Annotated in this window: 17 protein-coding genes and 1 pseudogene; all 18 read left to right on the forward strand. The window is 42.0% G+C overall.

Going from position 1 to position 21,834, the window contains the following annotated elements:
• Positions 1-342 precede the first annotated feature (342 nt).
• Complete coding sequence (locus CJ260_RS05465) at positions 343-1,662, forward strand: S-layer homology domain-containing protein (protein ID WP_095629480.1); 1,320 nt, start codon at positions 343-345, stop codon at positions 1,660-1,662.
• Between the two features lie 943 nt (positions 1,663-2,605).
• Entirely contained in the window at positions 2,606-4,000 is a 1,395-nt protein-coding gene (locus CJ260_RS05470) for an S-layer homology domain-containing protein (RefSeq protein ID WP_095629481.1), read from the forward strand.
• A gap of 207 nt (positions 4,001-4,207) precedes the next feature.
• Complete coding sequence (locus tag CJ260_RS13405) at positions 4,208-4,456, forward strand: type III toxin-antitoxin system ToxN/AbiQ family toxin (RefSeq protein ID WP_369831704.1); 249 nt, start codon at positions 4,208-4,210, stop codon at positions 4,454-4,456.
• Positions 4,444-4,689 carry a type III toxin-antitoxin system ToxN/AbiQ family toxin gene (locus tag CJ260_RS13410; protein WP_369831706.1) on the forward strand — a complete coding sequence of 82 codons (246 nt, stop codon included), beginning with the start codon at positions 4,444-4,446 and terminating at the stop codon, positions 4,687-4,689. The genes CJ260_RS13405 and CJ260_RS13410 overlap by 13 nt, the downstream gene beginning before the upstream one ends.
• A 376-nt stretch (positions 4,690-5,065) precedes the next feature.
• Entirely contained in the window at positions 5,066-6,448 is a 1,383-nt protein-coding gene (locus tag CJ260_RS05485; protein ID WP_095629484.1) for an S-layer homology domain-containing protein, read from the forward strand.
• 175 nt (positions 6,449-6,623) lie between these two features.
• Positions 6,624-8,195, forward strand: a complete 1,572-nt coding sequence (locus CJ260_RS05490; protein ID WP_095629485.1) for an AAA family ATPase — start codon at positions 6,624-6,626, stop codon at positions 8,193-8,195.
• Positions 8,196-8,377: 182 nt separating this feature from the next.
• On the forward strand, positions 8,378-9,949 hold the full coding sequence (locus CJ260_RS05495; RefSeq protein WP_095629486.1) for an AAA family ATPase: 1,572 nt from the start codon (positions 8,378-8,380) through the stop codon (positions 9,947-9,949).
• A 271-nt stretch (positions 9,950-10,220) separates the two neighbouring features.
• Entirely contained in the window at positions 10,221-10,979 is a 759-nt protein-coding gene (locus CJ260_RS05500; RefSeq protein ID WP_095629487.1) for a glycosyltransferase family 2 protein, read from the forward strand.
• A 3-nt stretch (positions 10,980-10,982) separates the two neighbouring features.
• Positions 10,983-11,912 carry a glycosyltransferase family 8 protein gene (locus tag CJ260_RS05505; protein ID WP_095629488.1) on the forward strand — a complete coding sequence of 310 codons (930 nt, stop codon included), beginning with the start codon at positions 10,983-10,985 and terminating at the stop codon, positions 11,910-11,912.
• A 19-nt stretch (positions 11,913-11,931) separates the two neighbouring features.
• Entirely contained in the window at positions 11,932-13,140 is a 1,209-nt protein-coding gene (locus CJ260_RS05510) for an O-antigen ligase (RefSeq protein ID WP_095629489.1), read from the forward strand.
• Between the two features lie 51 nt (positions 13,141-13,191).
• Complete coding sequence (locus tag CJ260_RS13365) at positions 13,192-13,845, forward strand: CatB-related O-acetyltransferase (RefSeq protein ID WP_095629490.1); 654 nt, start codon at positions 13,192-13,194, stop codon at positions 13,843-13,845.
• A gap of 24 nt (positions 13,846-13,869) precedes the next feature.
• Complete coding sequence (locus CJ260_RS05520) at positions 13,870-14,820, forward strand: glycosyltransferase (RefSeq protein WP_095629491.1); 951 nt, start codon at positions 13,870-13,872, stop codon at positions 14,818-14,820.
• Positions 14,817-15,830: a glycosyltransferase family 8 protein gene (locus tag CJ260_RS05525; protein WP_095629492.1), complete on the forward strand. Its 1,014-nt coding sequence runs from the start codon at positions 14,817-14,819 to the stop codon at positions 15,828-15,830. The genes CJ260_RS05520 and CJ260_RS05525 overlap by 4 nt, the downstream gene beginning before the upstream one ends.
• Before the next feature lie 5 nt (positions 15,831-15,835).
• Positions 15,836-16,825, forward strand: a complete 990-nt coding sequence (locus CJ260_RS05530; protein ID WP_157949708.1) for a glycosyltransferase — start codon at positions 15,836-15,838, stop codon at positions 16,823-16,825.
• Positions 16,826-16,843: 18 nt separating this feature from the next.
• Entirely contained in the window at positions 16,844-18,010 is a 1,167-nt protein-coding gene (locus CJ260_RS05535) for a nucleotide sugar dehydrogenase (RefSeq protein WP_095629494.1), read from the forward strand.
• 15 nt (positions 18,011-18,025) lie between these two features.
• Entirely contained in the window at positions 18,026-19,030 is a 1,005-nt protein-coding gene (locus CJ260_RS05540) for an NAD-dependent epimerase (protein ID WP_095629495.1), read from the forward strand.
• Positions 19,031-19,127: 97 nt separating this feature from the next.
• Positions 19,128-21,161 (forward strand): LTA synthase family protein, encoded by a 2,034-nt coding sequence (locus CJ260_RS05545; RefSeq protein WP_095629496.1) that lies wholly within the window; start codon positions 19,128-19,130, stop codon positions 21,159-21,161.
• A 24-nt stretch (positions 21,162-21,185) separates the two neighbouring features.
• Positions 21,186-21,637, forward strand: a pseudogene (gene bcp / locus CJ260_RS05550) (thioredoxin-dependent thiol peroxidase).
• Positions 21,638-21,834: the final 197 nt, after the last annotated feature.

The raw sequence follows: 21,834 nt of genomic DNA on the forward strand, positions 1-21,834 counted from the left end.
ACAAAAAGAGCCATTGTCTTTTACGTAAAATGTAGGAAAAGAAACAGAAAAATCTCTGTAATAAGCGTGTAAAAACGGCTGAAAATCGCATGGTGATGCGGTTTTCAGCCGTTTTGACGTACTGGCGGACTTTCGGTATACTAAGTTACGAAAAGAGCGGTGCCGGGAATGAATCCTGGGCAGGCGTCTCTTTGTAAAAGAGCGGAATAGAAAGACAAGAAAAGGCAGTAAAAGAGAGGAAACCAGGATGACTCGCCAATGAACCCTTTTCTTTTTTCCTAAAGACGCTCGCATGTAACGAGATAGGAAGAGTACTTAACTTTAAGAAAAGAGGTTTTCCAAATGAAATCCAAAGTATTAGCATCTGTAGCAGCACTGATGGCTGTAGGCGCGACCTGCGCCTTTGCGGCCAATCCCTTCGTCGACGTACCGACAGACAGCTGGGCTTACAAATCTGTTGTAGAATTGGCCGATGCCGGCATTATTCAGGGCGTCGACGGTCAATATTTCCAGGGCGAACGCAACATTACCCGTTATGAAGCTGCTGAAATGGTAGCGAAAGCCATGGCTCACATGGACCGGGCAACGGTGGAACAGCGGGCTCTCATCAACAAATTGGCTGACGAATACGCCGACGAATTGAACAACCTCGGCGTCCGCGTATCGAACCTCGAAAACAAAGTCGGCAACATCAAATTTACTGGCGACGCTCGTCTCCGTTATCGCTATCAGGATGGCAATAAAGATAACGACAGTTCTTGGGATTATCGTATCCGCCTTCGCGGCAAAGCGCAGATCAATGACCGCATGACGGCTACATTGGGCATCAGCACTGATAACCAGAGCTTTGCTGACAATGGTAAAGCTAGCGAGGAAAGTGATATTTTTGCCGACGATATCAAAGTCGATTACAATACCAAGTCCTTTGGCCTCAGCCTCGGCCGTACGGATAAGTATAAAATCGGTGGCCCCCGCGGCTACGGTTATGCATACGGCGATGTATTTGACCGCGTAGAAGCGCAGTTCCGCGGCGATAAATTCGCTGTAACGGCTGGCTATGGTAAATTTAAAGAAGGCAATACGGCTGGCAAAGTAGACGGCGGATGGCGTAATGGCAAGGAGGTTGACATTAACGGCGTAAAAACTGGCTATGCGGAAATCGAAGGCTTCTTTGGCAATGGTTCGGCTGCCGGCGTATACTATAATGACTTCAATGCAACCGGCGACGGTGTAGTCGGCGACTTTAACGCCGATGACCTCTGGGGCGCTTATGCTAGCGTAAACTTCGGCTCCAAATGGAACCTCCTGGCTCAGTATGAAAACACCAGCCTCGAAACCGCTTCGAAGGTTACGAACGATGACAGTGCTAACATGTTTATCGGTCGCTTGATGTATGGCAAGACTAGCATGTCGACGCCGAAATCCTGGGACATCTGGGTTGAATACCTTGACGCCGAAGACGGCGCTGATATCGGCGGTTCGACGGACTCTTGGAGATTTGGACAGATGGATAACATCACCTCCTGGGGCGCCGGTATTGATTATGTCTTCGCTAAAAATGCGAAGTTCAGCGTTATGCAGTCCTTTGCTTCGGATATCAAAGACGGCAACGATTCCGATCCGGAAGAACAGACCCGCGCAGAATTTACCTTTGCATTCTAATTCCATTGCAGCTATATACACGGAGACCGCTCAACTACGGGCGGTCTTCTTTTGCATGAAAACTCAGTTAAATAGCTCGAAAATATCTATATTTAGCCTTGCCTTTTCTGAATTTCCTGTTATACTAAAGACAGGCAAAAGGGAGAACGCAATTTGCCATGACGCACAAACCCCTCCATAGCTGGTATCTATGGAGGGGTTTTAACGTTTATTCTATGCCGAACGCTGACGGCCAGTCTGGCTGCTTATCCTTTTCTATCCAGACATTTGCAAATGTAATAAGATATCACATTTGCCGCGATAGAAAGTAACAGGGAGACCGCAATCTCAAACATGGCGCACCTCCTTCCTGTTGCAGAAATTTCAGGAAGTACAAGCAACGCGTTTAGTATAGCATAGATGGATTCGCATTGTCTGTAGGTGAAACTCGCGGCATTTCATTTTTAACTAAATTTTAATCTTAATTAAATTGCTAGTAATGTATGGCAAGAGAAATGTGATTATTTGAAATATGTTTTTGAAGAATAAGGATTTATGCTTTTCGACTAATAATTCGACTAATAAAATGATAAATTGCTGGAGATATTATATCGGAGAGACTATTGAAGTATAGATTACTGAATGAATCAGTGTTTTTACCGCTATGAGACGCAGCCTGAAAAATGTTATGTGAAAAGTGCAGTATCATGCCGTTGTCTGGTGTGGAATGAATAAAAGTTTACAGAATTTTGACAAAAAGTAAATTTTGCGTTACAATATAGGCAAAGCTGAGGTACGCTTTAGGCGTAGGTGCAGCTAAATAGAGCGCATATCTGTTGAGTTTTAAGGCAGTAAAAGAGAGGAAACTAGGACAACTCGCCAATGACCCCTTAAAACGAACGATATATGGCTCGACTGTAACGTAAATTATCGTTTTATATTTTAGAAAAGAGGTCATTTAACAATGAAAGCAAAAGTATTAGCAGCATTGGCAGCAACGATGGCAGTAAGCGCAACGTGTGCATTCGCAGCTAACCCGTTTGTCGACGTACCGACGGACAGCTGGGCATACAAATCCGTAGTAGAATTGGCTGACGCAGGCGTTATCCAGGGCGTAGACGGCGAATACTTCCAGGGCCAGCGCAACATCACCCGTTATGAAGCAGCCGAAATGGTAGCAAAAGCTATGGCTCACATGGACAAAGCTACAGTTGAACAGCGCGCTTTGATCAACAAATTGGCTGATGAATATGCTGACGAACTGAATAACCTCGGCGTTCGTGTATCGAACCTCGAAAATAAAGTCGGCAACGTTAAATTTACTGGCGATGCTCGTCTCCGTTATCGTTATCAGAGCGGTAATATGGATAATGACAAGTCTTGGGATTATCGTATCCGCCTCCGTGGCCAGGCTCAGGTCAATGACCGTACGACTGTAACGGTTGGCTTGTCTTCGGATAACCAGAGCTTTGGCAGCAATGGCGCAGCTCATGATGCTGAAAATGATGTATTTGCTGATATCATTAATGTGGATTACAATTTCGGCAGCCCGAATTGGAAACTCAGCTTGGGCCGTGAAGCTGAATGGATGCTCGGTGGTCCTCGTTCTTATGGCTACCAGTATGGTGATGTATTCGACCGTGCTCAGTTGCAGTACAACAACGGTAAATTTGCTGTAACGGCTGGCTATGGTAAATTTAAAGAAGATAACGGCGAAGGCTTCGTAAGAGGCGGCAAACTTGCTTTTGAACAGGATAGCAGATATGCAGGGTATGATGGAGACTTTGATGGCCTGAAAACTGGTTATGGCATGATTGAAGGTTTCTTCGGCAATGGTTCTGCAGCTGGCGTATATTACAATAACTTTACACGTGCTGGTGGTAGCGGTGCTGAAAATAATGGTGATGCTAGTGAATACTTGGATGCAGACGATCTCTGGGGTGTATATGCTAGCGTAAACATTGGTTCCAAGTGGAACGTCCTTGCTAACTATGAAAAGGTAAACCGTGATGGTATTGGCTATTACAGCGGTAACGATGTCAGCGATCCGGAAGTATGGATTGGCAAGGTAACCTATGGTAAAGCTAATATGGCCCAGCCGAAATCCTGGGATATCTGGGTAGAATACCTTGATGCAGAAGACGGTGCATTCCTCGGCGGTTCCACGAACTCCTGGAGATTCGGTCAGATGGATAATATCACCTCTTGGGGCGCAGGTATTGACTATGTATTCGCTAAGAATGCTATGTTCAGCGTAATGCAGTCCTTTGCAACGGATAGAAAAGACTCTCAAAAATTAGGATACAATAACGAAGCTGAAAAAGAACAGACTCGCGCTCAGTTCGTATTCGCATTCTAATTCCGTCCTTTAGGAAACAAGTAAAGACCGCCCGGCAACGGGCGGTCTTTTTGCTAATGTGCTTGTATTTTCTGGAATTTAGTATAATGACAGTAGAAAGACAAGTAATACTGGTGAATCTCTGCCGTAAGTGAGAACTTAATTTGAAAAGGGACAGGCCGATGGTCTGCCTCTTTTTTTAGAAAGGATATCTATGCGGTTTATCATGTGGCTCAAGAGTACATGACCTATTTACAGCGATATGAGCTTAAAGTTCCCAATATAGGATATGCAGGGCATACTAAATTTGTTTGCGGCATTGTCTTGAAGATTCATGATGCCAATTATTTTGCGCCTATATCTTCGAATACTAAAAAGTTCAGAACCTCCTTTGCTATCAAAAATAGTATGGGGACTATCCTTTCGACTGTACGATTGTCATTTATGTTCTCGGCCATAGTGTTTTGTCGGAATTGAATTTTGAACAGATCAGAAAAACGGATGAAAAATATTGGAGATTGTTGGAAATCGAGCGCGGATATTGCAGAAAGCATGCGGAGCAGATTCATGAGTTAGCATATAAATTGTATAAATTTGGATGTAACAGCAATCATGTGTTACATCATACCTGTTGTGATTTTACGCTGTTAGAAAAGATATATAGAAATTATACTTGCGGTATGCATGAAAAGAGGAGTACAGAGACCTAATATCCATACGATTTCTTCTATATTCTTAAGACGGATTTATGGATATGCTGCAGAGGAATATGTGAAAAAAGTTAAAAATAGTACAAGCCTATCTTGCTTATGAATAATTTTCCTGGCCTGTATAGTTTAAAAATTACTTTTTGGTTTACTGTTTTTTGACAAAGTAAAGAGTTTCTGGTAAAATGATACATAGAGTTGCGGTACGATATATTGTAGGCGTGACTCGTATAGAGTGAAACATGGTACAATGTGAGGCAGTAAGAGAGAGGAAACTAGGACAACTCGCCAATGACCCCTTGCAGCGTATATGGGACGCTCGCACGTAACGATGTAAGGCTTATTTTACATTATTTTATCGAAAAGAGGTCATTTCACAATGAAAGCAAAAGTATTAGCAGCATTGGCAGCAACGATGGCAGTAAGCGCAACGTGTGCATTCGCAGCTAACCCGTTTGTCGACGTACCGACGGACAGCTGGGCATACAAATCCGTAGTAGAATTGGCTGACGCAGGCGTCATCCAGGGCGTAGACGGCGAATACTTCCAAGGTCAGCGCAACATCACCCGTTATGAAGCAGCTGAAATGGTAGCAAAAGCTATGGCTCACATGGACAAAGCTTCTGTTGAACAGCGCGCTTTGATTAACAAATTGGCTGATGAATATGCTGACGAATTGAACAACCTCGGCGTTCGCGTATCGAACCTCGAAAACAAAGTCGGCAACATCAAATTCACCGGAGATGCTCGTCTCCGTTATCGTTACCAGAATGATAGCTCTATGAAGAACGATAATTCTTGGGATTATCGTATCCGTCTCCGCGGTCAGGCTAAGGTTAATGACCGTGTAACCGCTACGGTGGGTTTGTCTTCTGATAACCAGAGCTTTGGCAGCAACGGTGCTGCTCATGATGGCGAAAATGATGTATATGCAGATATCATCAAAGTTGATTACAATTTCGGCAGCCCGAACTGGAACCTCAGCCTTGGACGTACTGATGCTTACTTCCTCGGTGGTCCCCGCTCCTATGGTTATCAATATGGCGATGTATTTGACCGCGCTGAATTGAAATATCAGAACGACAGCTTTGCTGTAACGGCTGGTTATGGTAAATTTAAAGAAAACGGTGGTCAGGCGATAGCTGAAAAGGCATTGGGTACCAATTGGGCTGGTCAAGTTCTTACCGGTGATGGGGACTTAGATGGCGTTAAAACTGGCTATGGTGAAATCGAAGGCTTCTTTGGTAATGGTTCCGCTGTAGGTGCATATTATAACCAGTTCAGCCGTGCCGATGGAGATCAAGATGATGCTAACTTCTATACTGATGCAGATAATCTCTGGGGTGCATATGCTAGTGTAAACATGGGTTCTAAATGGAATCTCCTCGTTAACTATGAAAGTGTTGACAAAAATGGTTACAGCTTAACAACTGGTAATAAAGTAAGTGATCCGGAAATGTGGGTTGCTCGCCTTATGTATGGTAAAGCCAACATGGCTCAGCCGAAGTCTTGGGATATCTGGGTTGAATACCTCGATGCTGAAGACGGCGCATGGCTCGGCGGCTCTACAGGTTCTTGGAGAAACTTCGGCCAGATCGATAATATCGAATCCTGGGGCGTAGGTATCGACTACGTATTCGCTAAGAACGCTAAGTTCAGCATTATGCAGTCCTTTGCTTCGGACTACAAAGATAAGAGCACAACTGGTGAAGGCCAGAATGATGAAGAAATGACTCGCGCAGAATTCAACTTCGCATTCTAATCGAATCCTTAGGTTATATACAAAAGACTACTCAGTAATGGGTAGTCTTTTTGTTATACCTGCTGTCGTTGAATTTTGCCGCCAATATTGATACTATATACGTAACAGGACAATATCAATCAGCGTAATGGTAAGCGTAACAATATCGGTAACGTATTCATGATGGAGGAGAGCCATGGGAATCTATTTAAATCCAGGCAGCGACAAATTTCAGGAAGCGCTGCGCTCTGCTATATATGTAGATAAAAGCGGTATGATTGCCTATACAAATCGTATATTCAAGTCATCCAATAAGTATATCTGCGTCAGTCGTCCCCGGCGATTCGGAAAATCCATGGCGGCCAATATGTTGTCGGCATATTACGACAGGACTGTAGACGGCAGCATGGTGTTTCGGGGATTAGATATTGCCGGCGATGCGGATTTTGATACCTATCGAAATCAGTGCGATGTGTTATTCCTCAATATGCAGGAATTTTTGAGTCGAAGCATGGATATGGCATCTATGTTGGATTTGCTGAAACGGCGAATTTTGCATGACGTACTGCGGGAATATCCTGATGTGGAATACTTTGACAGAGCTGATATGATAGGTTGCTTAGGTGATGTATATGCTGAAACGAATTGCCCCTTTGTCGTCATTATCGACGAATGGGACTGCATCTTCCGCGAATACCGAAACGATTATCAGGCCCAGCGGCAGTATCTGGATTTCCTGCGTGGCTGGCTCAAGGACAAAGCCTATATCGGCTTGGCCTATATGACGGGGATACTGCCTATCAAAAAGTATGGGACCCATTCGGCGCTGAATATGTTCACGGAATTTTCCATGACCAATCCGCGGGAGCTGACACCGTTTGTAGGCTTTACGGCAGAAGAAGTTCGGAAATTGTGCGAACAGTACCATATGGATTATGAGGAAACCATGAGCTGGTATGATGGATACCAATTTCGAGATATGACGTCGGTATGTAATCCCCGCTCGGTCGTATCGGCTATGGAAAGCGGCATATTAGATACGTACTGGACGGAAACAGAAACCTTTGAAGCGTTGAAAATCTATATCGACATGAACTTCTCCGGCTTGCGGGACACCATCGTCAAGCTCATGGCCGGCGGACGACAGAAAATCGACACGCGGTCCTTCGTCAACGACATGACGACCTTCCATTCAGCCGACGACGTGCTGACCCTGCTCGTTCATTTGGGGTATTTGGGCTATGATTTCGATACGAAGGAAGTTTTTATTCCCAATCGGGAAATCATGGGCGAATACGTGACGGCGACGCGGGTCTCTCAGTGGTCGGAAATCGTTCATTCCGTGCTGCAGTCGGACAAGCTTCTCCAGGCTACGTGGAACGGCGACGAAGAAGCCGTAGCGAAAGGCATGGAGGAAGCGCACTTAAATACGTCCCACCTGCAGTATAACGACGAAAATGCTTTGAGCTATACTGTCTCGCTGGCCTATTACAGCGCGCGGCAGTACTATACGATTATCCGCGAACTGCCGACGGGCAAAGGCTTTGCCGACATGGCATTTCTTCCAAAGAAAAAATACGCCGACAAGCCGGCTATGATCGTGGAACTGAAATGGGATGGTACTGCCGACACGGCATTGCGGCAAATACGGGATAAACACTGTACGGAGGCTTTGAAGGATTACAAAGGAAATATCTTCTGCGTCGGCATTACGTATGACAGAGGCAGCAAAAAGCATACCTGCCGTATAGAAACAGAAACCATGTAATATGGGGTAGAAATCGGTTAGAAGCAATGACAGGAGGAGTATTCTGAGTGTCATTGCTTTTTCATGCCATACCGTCGTTGAATTTTGCCGCTGATGCTGATACTATATACATATATTATGTACGCAATATGAAGTATGTCGGTTAACGTACTCGTAACCAATGTCATAACGGGAGGACGACCATGGGTATTTATTTGAATCCGGGAGACAGGAAATTTAAAATGGCGCGAAACAGCCGCATATATGTCGATAAAAGCGGTCTGATTCGGTATCTGAATTCGGTTTTTGATACGGAGAGCCGGTTTATCTGCGTCAGCCGTCCCAGGCGATTCGGCAAGTCTATGGCGGCCAATATGATATCAGCGTATTATGACCGAACTGTAGACGGTGAGGCTGCTTTTCAGGGATTAGAGATCGCTGGCGATGCGGCGTTTGCTATGTATTGCAACCAGTGCGATGTTTTATTTATTAATATGCAGGAATTTTTGAGTTGCAGTCAGACCATGAAAGATATGTTGGATTTGCTGAAGCAAAAAATACTGCATGATGTATTGCGGGAATATTCCCATATCTCTTATTTTGATCGTACGGATATGGTTGGGTGTTTGGACGATGTTTTTGTAGAAACGCAGCGTCCTTTTGTCGTCATTATTGACGAATGGGACTGCATCTTCCGCGAATACCGAAACGATTATCAGGCCCAGCGGCAGTATCTGGATTTCCTGCGTGGCTGGCTCAAGGACAAAGCCTATATCGGCTTGGCCTATATGACGGGGATACTGCCTATCAAAAAGTATGGGACCCATTCGGCGCTGAATATGTTTACGGAGTTTTCCATGACCAATCCGCGGGAGCTAACGCCGTTTGTAGGCTTTACGGCAGAAGAAGTTCGGAAATTGTGCGAACAGTATCATATGGATTATGAAGAAACCATGAGCTGGTATGATGGATACCAATTTCGAGATATGACGTCTATATGCAATCCCCGCTCGGTCGTATCGGCGATGGAAAGCGGTATATTAGATACGTACTGGACGGAAACGGAGACCTTTGAAGCGTTGAAAATTTATATCGACATGAACTTCTCAGGTCTGCGGGATACCGTTGTCAAGCTCATGGCCGGCGGGCGGCAGAAAATCGACACGCGGTCCTTTGTCAACGATATGACGACCTTCCATTCGGCTGACGACGTGCTGACCTTGCTCGTTCATTTGGGGTATTTAGGCTATGACTTCGATACGAAGGAAGTCTTTATTCCTAATCGGGAAATCATGGGCGAATACGTAACAGCGACGCGGGTGTCCCAGTGGTCAGAAATTATTCATTCCGTGCTGCAGTCGGACAAGCTTCTCCAGGCTACGTGGAACGGCGACGAAGAAGCCGTAGCGAAAGGCATGGAGGAAGCGCACTTGAATACGTCCCATCTGCAATATAACGATGAAAATGCGTTGAGCTATACCGTCTCGCTGGCCTACTACAGCGCAAGGCAGTACTATACGGTTATCCGCGAACTGCCGACGGGCAAAGGCTTTGCCGACATGGCATTTCTGCCGAAGAAAAAATATGCCGACAAGCCGGCTATGGTCGTGGAACTGAAATGGGATAGCACTGCCGATACGGCGCTTCGGCAAATACGGGATAAACAGTATACGGGGGCTTTGCAGGATTACACAGGAAATATCCTATGTGTCGGCATTACGTATGACCGAGGAAGCAAGAAGCATACCTGCCGTATAGAAAAAGAAACAACATAATATCATATAAATATATTTAGAAGCAATGGCAAGGGAGTATGTCTCATTAAGTCATTGCTTTTTCTTTTGCCAGAAAAAATGAAACGGCATGTTTTGAAGGGTGCGACTACGGAGCACATTGCTCGATATGGCTGAAAACTCGGGGAGAGAATGAAATTTTTGTCCCATTCAGAGTCGGGCCGATGGTGCAATTTATGTAGTGTATAAGCGGCAAATATGCTATAATACAATATGATAAAAGCGTATTAAGTACGGTTTGAGGAGTCGCAGCATGAGTTCATTAGCTATTTTGATTTTGACGAAAAATGAAGAGGATAATATCGTAGACGTCGTTCGTAACGCCAAGACGTGTACGGACGAAGTCGTCATCATAGATTCGGGCAGTACGGATCGGACGGTAGAATTAGCGGAGCAAGAAGGGGCCAAAGTAGCTTTTCGGGCCTGGGATGGAGACTTTTCTGCCCAGCGGAATTTTGCTTTGTCGCAGACGGAGGCTGACTGGGTGTTGTATTTGGATGCTGACGAACGTATGGATGATGCTATGTGCCAGCATGTTAAACAGATTGCGGCGCAGAATGAGGCAGGGCAGTACGGCATGATACGTCATATGGTATTCAATGGATATCGGTTTCATCATGGCATTTTTGCACCCGATACGGTATATCGCATGTTTCTAAGAAAAGATGTAATTTGGGTTGGAAAAGTTCATGAACATGCAGAATGCCGTTCCCCAAGGAAAATGCTGACAGGGAGAGTAGACCATTATACGTATGAAAGTTGGCATCAGTGGTTGGAAAAGGCTGATCACTATACGACGATTTGGGCAAAAGAACGTTATGAGTCTGGGAAGCGGACTTCATTGAGCAGCGCTTTTCTGCATTCCTTTTTTGGCGGATTGCGGGCTTTGTTGATAAAAAAGGCCTTTTTAGATGGATGGATGGGAATCCTTTCTTGTGGTCAGCACGCCTTTTATACAATGCTGAAATATGTTAAGCTGTATGAGATGCAGATAAATCATAAAGAGGGATAGCACATGGATAGAATTTCTATTGTATTGGCATCAGACAATAATTATGCTCAGCACGTGGCTGTAGCTTGCGCGTCTGTATTAAAAAATGCGTCTTATCCTGAACATATAGATATTTACGTGCTAAGTGATGCTATAGCGGCGGCGCAGCGCAGCCGTATTGAGAAAACGGTTTTATCTCTAGGGGGGCATATCTCCTTTATTGAGGCAGATAGTGCGGCATTACAGGGATTTGTGAGCGGTCATTTAAGCAAGGCCGCATATTTGCGTCTTTTAATTCCGCAGCTGCTGCCAGAACATGTTCAAAAAGCGATTTATTTTGATACTGATTTAGTGGTGTTGGATGATGTAGAAACGCTGTGGAATATATCGCTGCAGGGATACCCTTTAGGTGCTGTGTGCGATTACGGCATTATGGCGTCTAAACGAATGCGTCGGCAAAAAAGAGAAACGATCGGATTGTCTGAAGGAAAACCATACTTTAATTCAGGAATGCTCGTAATTGACACCGTGCAGTGGCGAGAAAAGCAATACGGACAAGCCGTTATAGATTGCATTTCTTCCAATCAATTCAGACATCATGATCAAGATGGACTCAATATGATATTTCAAAATCACTGGCTTCCGTTGCCGCTGCGCTGGAATATCATTCCGCCAGTATTTTCATTGCCTCTCAAGGTATTTCTTTGCAGTGATATGAGAAAAGAAGCGGTCCAGGCATTAAAGTCGCCGGCAGTATTTCATTGGGCTGGCCGATACAAGCCGTGGGAGTTTTCTGTAAGCTCTTTATTTAATTCCTTGTATTATACATATTTGCAATACACTGAGTTTAAAGATGTGTCTATGCCGCAGCCGGGAAAAGATATGAAGGGGAAAAGTATTCGGCGGCAGGAATGGCGTATGAAATGGGCTCATTTTTGGACTCATATACTATAATTATTGAGGAGAATTTTTAATGAAAGCAACCCTAACTCCGCAGCGGTTAACCTTTGCGATTGCTGTGTGTATTACTTGTATGGTGTGTCTAACCCGTCTTTCCATGGCGGCAGGCCAGGTATTTAATGGATTAGCTTTATTATTTGGCATTATTTTACTTTATAAGCAACGAGACTATCTCTCTTTCCCGGAAGAAACAAAGGGATATTGCATTGCGTATGGCATTTTTGTGTTAAGTACGCTTCCAGCTGCATTATTTTCCGGAGATCTTTCTAAGGGAATGCATGAATTTTTACAAATGTGGTTTTGGAGATATGCTGTATTTCTTATAATACTTTTCTGTATTCGCCGACGTGATTATTTAGTCAACATGCTGACTGTATTTACCGCTGTTTTTGGTATTGATTGTTTAGTTACGCTGGTTCAGGTTTTATTTGATTTAAGTGATAATGGACGAGGGTGGGGGCTTGGCGGCAGTCAATTAGGCATTGCCAGTTTGATGTGTATTATGATGCCGTTGGCAGTAGTCATATTATTTGACTCAGCATTTGAAAGACGGCTGAAGAAGGTTTCTGCGTTTACTTTGCTATGTATTTGCATAGGGCTTCTTTGCAATAAAAGCCGAGGTTCCTGGCTTTCTAATATGGTATTAGTTCCTTTTTCAGCTTGGAGGTATGTTGTTTGTAATAAAAAATTCTTAGGTATTATTATTGGATTATTTATTGCTTTTGGTGCTTTCTTTGCATCTCAGCCACAGTACACTGCGCGTTTTGCTTCCATAACAAACATAACGACAGATCGGTCTAATGGGGATAGAATTGTTGTGTGGGAAGCTTGTATTGAAATGTATAAAGATCATCCAATTGCAGGCATAGGATTGGGCCAATTTAGCAAAACGTATAAAACTTATTACCGGACTGCTGATGATACACAGGGATTAAATCATGCGCATAACAATTTCTTCCATTTGTTAGCGGAAACGGGAACTCTTGGTATGGCCGGACTATTATATTTTACAGGTTATTTTGTCATGACAAGTTTTCGTAGATGGAAAAAAGATAAAAATCCCTATGATTTACTCATTTTAACAACTGTTCTTAGCTATATTTGTATTTTTGGTCAAGTTGAATATACGATGGATCTATCTTCTGGCGTGCGAATTTTCTGGTTTATTTTAGCGATCATGATGCAGCTGAAAGCATTGTCCCAAAAAGATACTTTCAATTAAAGAAGAATTGCGTCACTTTTGTATTATAATACGTGGAAGTGGAGAAGGTATATGGTATCTACATTTGAAAAAGTAAGTTGTAGCTTTTTGCGATATGTGCGAGGGACGACGAATCCACCCAAGTCGATATACACTTGGTCTAGAAAAAAATATGGTTATCGGGAAGATTTAATCCGATATTGGCTGAAAAAATATAAGAATGTATCTATTGGCAAATATACATATGGTTGGCAAAATATGTCCCCGTTTGATATGATTGCATCGATTGGCGCGTTTACTTCTATAGGAAAAAATATTTTGTTGGTTCCGACGAATACGCATAATATTCATTATGTGACAACAAGTCCTATTTTGGCGAATCCATCTTTTCGGATGATGAACAATATGACGTATGAAGAACGGCATCCTGCTCAATCAATTCATATAGGGAATGATGTATGGATTGGAAGTAATTCAATGATTTTTCAAGATGTGACTATCGGTGATGGGGCTGTTATCGGTGCAGGAAGTATTGTGCGAAAAGATGTCCCTCCATATGCAGTTGTTATTAACACAGATCAAATTTTAAAATATCGTTTTGATAAGGAAATTTGCAGGAAGTTGTTAGAAATAAAGTGGTGGGATTGGGAAGATAATAAGATAAAAAAAGAAATTGATAATCTTTATAATATTGATAAGTTTATTAATTCACTAGAAATATCTTAATTAGGTATGGGGTGGAAATGAATAATGACTAACGCAGGGCTTTTGTCTGTTATTGTTCCGGTATATAATGTAGAAACCTACTTGAATCAATGTATAAGTTCTATTATCAATCAGACTTATGAAAATTTAGAAATTCTGTTAATTGATGATGGTTCTACTGACCGTAGTGGTATGATTTGTGATCAATATGCAGTTAAGGATACACGTATACGGGTTGTGCATCAAGAAAATCAAGGCTTAAGCGGGGCGAGAAATGTTGGAACGGACCTTGCTCAAGGCCAATATGTAGCGTATGTTGATAGTGATGATTGGCTTGATATACACATGTATGATGAACTGCTTCGAATATTGCAGAAACATAAGCTGGACATGGTTCGATGTGCCGCGTTTTTTTCTGATGGAGAGAAAAAAGAAATCCTTTCTCCCAAAAAAGAATTTCAGAATCAGCTTTTTATTAATGAAGATGTTTTTAAACGATACTTTGATGAATTCCTTTGCAAGGTTGTATGGAATGCTGTTTATAAAAAAGATATTGTGAAAGGGATTCTGTCTCCGGAAAGATGTCATTCGCAGGATAATTATGTCTCTGGGATGTATTTATATCGTAGTAAAAGAATGATGATTATTGATAAACCATTATATTACTATCGCCAGAATCCCCAGAGCATTACACGGTCAGGTAACCGAAGGCCGTTAGATATTTGTATATGTACTAATAAACTTATTCATGATCTACAAGCCGATGGCTTCTCGGATACGTATTTTTTACATCTTTTATATAAGAAGTTAGCAAGAGAGCTATTTCATTTCGTCAGAGCAACGAATGATGGATATAAAATTAAAAGCATGAAAGATAAATTATATTGTTTTATATCAGAAAATTTGAGTTTTCGTAGGAGATTAGAATTTAAATACTTAATAAAAAGCAGAAACATTAAAGTTATTGATGCTGATAGTGAGGAATTTTTGTCATGAATCATATTATGAAAAAAATTGCTTTTAATGAGATTTCTGATTATTCTAAAGTATATAGTATTGCTGTTTGTACAGATAAAAATGTTGTTCGGGCGATGGGAGTGCTGTTATTTTCAATACTGCAAAATAATCCTTCGCGCTTTGCATTTCATATATTTTTTCGAGGGAAGCTTGATTTAGAAAATAAGACAAAAATTCAATATTTATCTGAGGAATTTCATGTTCCGATTATCATATACTTTATGAAAGATGAAATGCTATATGATTTACATAAGACGGAAAATATAAGTATTACAGCATATTATCGATTGCTAATGCCATATGTATTGGAGGAAGAAGGGGTTACTAAGGTATTGTATCTAGATGTTGATATGTTGTGCAAAGGGAATATTGAAGAATTATTTTCTATCGATATGCAGAAAAATATTGCTTATGTAGTCAAAGGGTTTACGTCTATACCTGAATGGTGGAAGCGTTATTGTGCTTTTCTTGGCATGCGTGGAAATCGCTATTTTAATTCTGGAATGATGTTAATTAATATTCCAACATATATAAGGCAGGATATTGGAAATAAAGCAATCCAATTAGCTAGAGAAGAAAATTATAAATATATGGATCAGGATGTATTAAATATATTATTGGAAGATAAGGTGATATGTGATACGGCTAGTCAGTATAATTGCACAATGTCTGTTCGGAACCATGAATTTGATGAAAATAAAGTAAAAATTGTTCATTTTACTGGGAGTAAAAAGCCATGGAAATTATATACTACTTTATGGGATAGTAATTATTGCTTTGGCGATAAAGAGCATTCTTGGAAATATTCGTATTATGAACAATGGAGAATTTGTGCAGGACAATCTCCATGGAAAAATGTTCCATATGATAAACCCAAGTCATATACTGAATGGAGATATTTATCCGATATGTATCGGCATGCTGGTGAGTATAAAAAGGCATGTAATGCATATGTAAAATATTTGTTATATAAATTGAAATCGAGGTAATGTATATGAACAATAAATTTACAACTGCGTATTTTGAGTCAGCAAAGTTATATACCGAAAAATACGATTTTAAATATATGGATGCAAATGAATCCCGAGACAGAATGCACGTTTGTTTTAATATAAATGACCCATTTTTTAAGCCATTAGGTGCAGAAATTACATCTATCTTAGAGGTTAATGATGATATTGCCTTTAATTTCTATGTTTTTGTGGACGTATATAGCGAAGATAATAAAGAAAATCTGCGTAAAACAGCAGAAAAGTATAAATGTAATATCTATTTATATGTCATGGATATGAGTATTTACCAGGATTTCCATATAAAAGTAAAACGATTTTCTCGTGTGACCTATATTCGCATCGTTATGCCCTGGATATTGCGTCAGTATACGAAATATTATTTGTATTTAGATTCAGATATGATTTGTGTTGGTAGTTTAAGGCGATTTTTAAATATTGATTTGGGAGATAAGGCAATAGGGGCTTTAACCTATCCGACACCAGATCGAGTTGCATTTTTGAAAATGAAGCAGGATGTTTATTTTTCTGATGGATTGATGTGGATTCAAGTAGATGAATGGATAAAACAGAAGATTACAGAACAAGTCTTTTCTTACCAAGGTGCTGATCCACGGCGATTTAAAGGTCAAACACAAGATTTATTAAATTTAGTGGTAGAAGGTAATATGAAACCAATTCCGGAATTATTTCATCATAAAAACAAAGATTTCAGTGTTCAAGGAATTTTGATTCACTATTCAGGAAGAGATAAGCCGTGGGAAATTGTACTGGATGAAGATGATGAATTATGGCGGCACTACTTAGATATTTCATTCTGGCCGAGTATGCCTGATCCTATGCCGCCTAAGAAACCGGAGTTTTATCATAGTTTTAAAAAATTAGCCGAAGTGTATCATAAAAAAGGAAATACCATGAAGCGGCTGCAATGCTTATTTTGGTATAGTGTGCTAAAGATTCAAAATAAATTATAAAGATAGGAAGTTGGTTGTATGAAAATAGCAATTGCCGGGACTGGATATGTTGGCCTTTCCAATGCCCTTTTGTTGGCTCAGCATAATGAGGTCGTTGCATTAGATATTGTGCCGGAAAAGGTAACAATGATGAATAAAGGAAGGTCGCCTATTGTTGATGCAGATATTATTGCTTTTTTACAGCGTGATGACCTGCATTTTAAGGCGACTTTAGATGCTAAAGAAGCTTTTGCAGATGCTGATTTTGTCATTATTTCTACGCCGACAAATTATGATACGGATAGAAATTTCTTTGATACATCGTCTGTAGAGACGGTAATTGAAGAAGTGCTGGACATTAATCCTCAGGCGGTGATGGTCATCAAATCTACTGTCCCTGTGGGATATACGGAAAGCGTTAAAAAGAAGTACCATACGGATAATATCATGTTTTCGCCGGAATTTCTCCGCGAAGGAAAGGCTTTGTATGACAACCTTCATCCGTCGCGCATCGTCGTCGGTGAGGATTCGGAACGGGCCCGCGTATTTGCCAATCTTTTGGCTGAAGGAGCAGTAAAGAAAGATATTCCCATGTTGTTTACGGGTTCTACGGAAGCCGAGGCGATTAAATTATTTGCCAATACGTATTTGGCCCTGCGCGTAGCGTACTTCAATGAGCTTGATTCGTATGCCGAAATGCGGGGCCTCCATACGGAGCAGATTATCCGCGGCGTATGTCTCGACCCGCGTATCGGCGATTTCTACAACAATCCGTCTTTTGGTTACGGTGGTTATTGCCTGCCGAAGGATACGAAACAGCTGCTGGCGAATTACAGCGACGTACCGCAGAATTTGATTTCCGCCATCGTAGCGGCTAACCGGACGCGAAAGGATCATATTGCCGATATGATTATCGCTAAAAACCCCCGCGTCGTCGGCGTGTACCGCCTGACGATGAAGACGGCGTCCGATAATTTCCGCGCTTCGGCGATTCAAGGCGTCATGAAGCGGATCAAAGCGAAGGGGATTCCCGTCGTCGTGTATGAGCCGACGTTGGATGCGGATGACTTTTTCCGTTCGCCCGTCGTCAAGGATTTGCGTGCTTTCAAGGACATGTGCGACGTCATCGTGACCAACCGCTGGTCCGACGAGCTGGCCGACGTGAAGGATAAGGTGTATACGCGGGATTTATTTGACCGCGATTAGATGGAGGAATATATTATGGCTGCATATCAGGCGTTTGACATAACTAAAAAGGTGCTTATTACGGGAGCCGCCGGGTTTATCGGCTTTCATTTGGCGAAGCGGCTGCTGGAAATGGGCGCCGTCGTACTGGGATTTGACAATATGAACGACTATTACGACGTGTCGCTGAAAGAAAACCGGTTGGGCGTGTTACGTGCATTTTCTAATTTTTCCTTTATCAAGGGCGATTTAGCGGACGAACAGGCTGTAACCACTGCGTTTAAATCGTTTCAGCCCGATATCGTTGTGAACTTGGCGGCCCAAGCCGGTGTGCGGTACAGCCTCGACAACCCGCGGGCGTATATTGATTCGAACATCGTCGGCTTCTTTAATATATTGGAAGCATGCCGTCAGTATCCCGTGCAGCATCTGCTGTTTGCTTCCAGCTCGTCTGTATACGGCAATCAGGAAAAAACGCCCTTTTCGACGACGGACAACGTAGACCATCCCATCAGCTTATATGCGGCGACGAAGAAATCGAACGAACTCATGGCGTATACGTACAGCCATTTATACGGCATCCCGGCGACAGGGCTGCGGTTCTTTACCGTATACGGCCCGTATGGCCGGCCCGATATGGCTTACTTTAAATTTGCCAACATGATGTATCGAAACGAGCCGATCAAGATTTACAATCACGGCGATATGTACCGCGATTTTACCTATGTAGACGATATCGTCGAAGGCATTGAGCACATGCTGTGCAATCCGCCGAAAGAAAATAAAGCCGGCGACAAATATAAGGTATATAATATTGGCAACAACAAGCCAGAACGGCTCATGCATTTTATCGAAGTATTGGAACAGGCTCTTGGCAAGACGGCGGAAAAAGAGTATCTGCCGATGCAGCCCGGCGATGTGTACCAGACCTACGCTGACGTAAGCGAATTGGAACAAGATTTTGATTTCAAGCCCAACACGAGTATTGAAGAGGGATTGGGAAAATTTGCTGCGTGGTATAAGGACCATTATAGAATGTGATGTCAGAGGCAACTAATGTTTTGTTAGTTGCCTCTGTTCGTGCTATAATACTGTTTTGAAAAGAGGATGTAACTATATCTGTGAAAAGAGGCATAACATGTTTGAGTATTTCTTTTTAGGAATTCAGCAAGATATCAAGTTAGCAGTTTTAGCACCTGTCGTATGCGCTTTATTTCGTTTGGCATTTATTGGCGTGTATCGGCCTAAAAAGAGATTGGCCCACGACGCAAAAAGGATAATCCGCTGCTTTCAGTTTGGCTTTTGGTGGGGAATGGATTTCAATGCATATGTCTTTTTGATTTCCATGATTGTAGTCAGTATTCCGGCTGCATTTGTTAGCTCCTATTATGCTGTCAGTGATGAGGTTCGTCTGGTTTTAAATACGGCATATATGGTGATCTTATATACTGCATTTATGGGAAAAATGATTTTTTATTATCATTTTCACGACATCTTTAACTCATTGGTGAAACTAGGAAAAAATGCAGATAAGATGAATTTTTTAGATATTTTTTTCAATCAAAATCATGGTTTTTTTATTTTATTAGGATATATTCCATACGTTGGATTTTGTGTTTTGGCAACGCAAGTATTATTATCTGTGCCGAGTATTCCTTATCCTGTTTTTAATGATCCATGGATACAATATCTGTTTAATGTCGTGGTAGTTCTTTGCAGCATTATAGGTTTTTATTATTTTCGATTTGGCGGAACTTTGCGCCATGCGAACAAACCTGAACGTGACACTATCCCTACTATTGTAAAAGAGGATGATTTTTTATCGAAAGCTGTTGTTGATGATTTAGTTGCTTTGGAAATGGCATTAAAATATCCTGTGCAGACTATTCTGACTCATGATGATGCTACATCTGAAAAAATTATGGAACCGCTTATTCTTAAAAGCACAGAAAGTGACAAGCTGATTTTAAAGAATTTTAAGCATATTGCTGCGGGTCCTCGTATACATACTCCATCACATATTTTCTTTGTTGTAGGAGAAAGTTATACTCAATCTATGTTAGATGAATTTTTTGATGTATTGCATTTGACTGATAGAGGAAAGCTTTTTAGAAATAATCCACATACATTTAAAGTAGAAAACTTTTTGCCGGCAGGACTGATATCGCAGCCGGCAGTTACAAGTCTCATGGCTGGTATTTACGACTGCCAATTGGAAATAAATGAGACGAATGAATTTTGGCATAATAGTCTTAGGACATCGTTGCCGTTGCAATTAAAAAAGTTAGGATATCGTACCTCTTTATGGTATGGAGGCAGCTTGTCTTGGGCTAGTATCGGTAATTTTGCGAGGGCTATCGGCTTTGATGAAGCCTATGGAGGACCGGATATTTGTGCGAAGGGGACGCCGTCAACTTGGCTGGGGATTTATGATCATCTGTTTTTGGAGGAAGTTGCTAAGCGAATTAAAGCTGATATGACTGTCCAGCCTACCTTTCATTTTGTATATACTACGTCAAATCATGGGCCGTATACGATTCCTATTAAGAAATATGGATGGGATCCTGACAAAATAATGCCCGATGCGCCGGAATCACTGCGTCGGAATAAAACGATGATGGTTAATATGGGAACTTACTGGTATACGGATAAATCGATGTTTTCCTTCATTGAAGAAATGCAGAAAACATATGAAGACAGCCTTATTATTGCAACGGGCGATCATGCGCGGCGTGTATATAATTATGACGGCAGCATTATAAAACGGACAACGGAAACGTTAAGGGAAAAATTTGCTACGTCCTTTGCCATGTATCATCGAGAATTTACTCCAGATATGTTTGCTAATAATACGATTGGCGGACATATGAATATATTGCCGACTATTTTTGAAGCGATTGCGCCGAAAGGGTTTGAATACTATTCGCTCATGGAGTCTTTCTTTAAACCGATTGATCGAGTTGTGACGCCGACGCATTGGATGACAAAAGATAGAATAGGCGATTATAGAGAACAAATCTCTCAGCAGTTAATTGTTACTGGCGATGAGGTGCCTGTTGAACATGACAGCATGCAATTTAAGAAGGAAAGAGATGCCTATTGTGAAATAACGGGTTGGATTTTACGCCATCCGGAATTGCTGGAACCTGTGGAAAAGCTTTTAAAATCTTAAAAACAAACATAAGGAGGCTGGAATATGTTAGAAGTAGGGACGAAAGCGCCGGCGTTTACCTTGCCGGATCAGAATGGTACTATGGTATCGTTGAGCGATTTTGCCGGGAAGAAGGTCGTGCTGTATTTTTACCCCAAGGACAACACGTCGGGATGCACGAAGCAGGCCTGCGGATTTGCTGAATTGTATCCCCAGTTTGAGGAAAAGGGAGCTGTCGTACTGGGCGTCAGCAAGGACAGCGTGGCGTCGCATAAGAAGTTTGAGGAAACTTACGGCCTGCCCTTTACGCTGTTGTCCGACCCGGAGCTGACGGTGATTCAGGCATACGACGTGTGGGTGGAAAAGAGCATGTACGGCCGTAAGTACATGGGCATCGAGCGCTGACATATTTAATTGATGAAGACGGCGTAATCGTCAAAGCTTTCGGTAAAGTTCGGCCTGGCGATAATCCGAAAAAAATGCTGAAAGAAATATAAAGAAATACAAAAGGAAGCCCGCTGCGTGATGCAGACTGGGCTTCCTTTTGTATCATGCATGGTTATGAGTGATAAGGTACAATAAGTTTCGCAAAAATAAAAAGAGACATGGCTTGCAGAACTCTGGTAGAATGAAGTCGCGACACACCATTCTGAAAGGAGCAAGCAAACCATGTCTGAAAAGATTGTACAGCTTA

Origin of the sequence: Megasphaera sp. ASD88 (genome assembly GCF_002287425.1) — a bacterium.
Classification (GTDB): domain Bacteria; phylum Bacillota; class Negativicutes; order Veillonellales; family Megasphaeraceae; genus Megasphaera; species Megasphaera stantonii.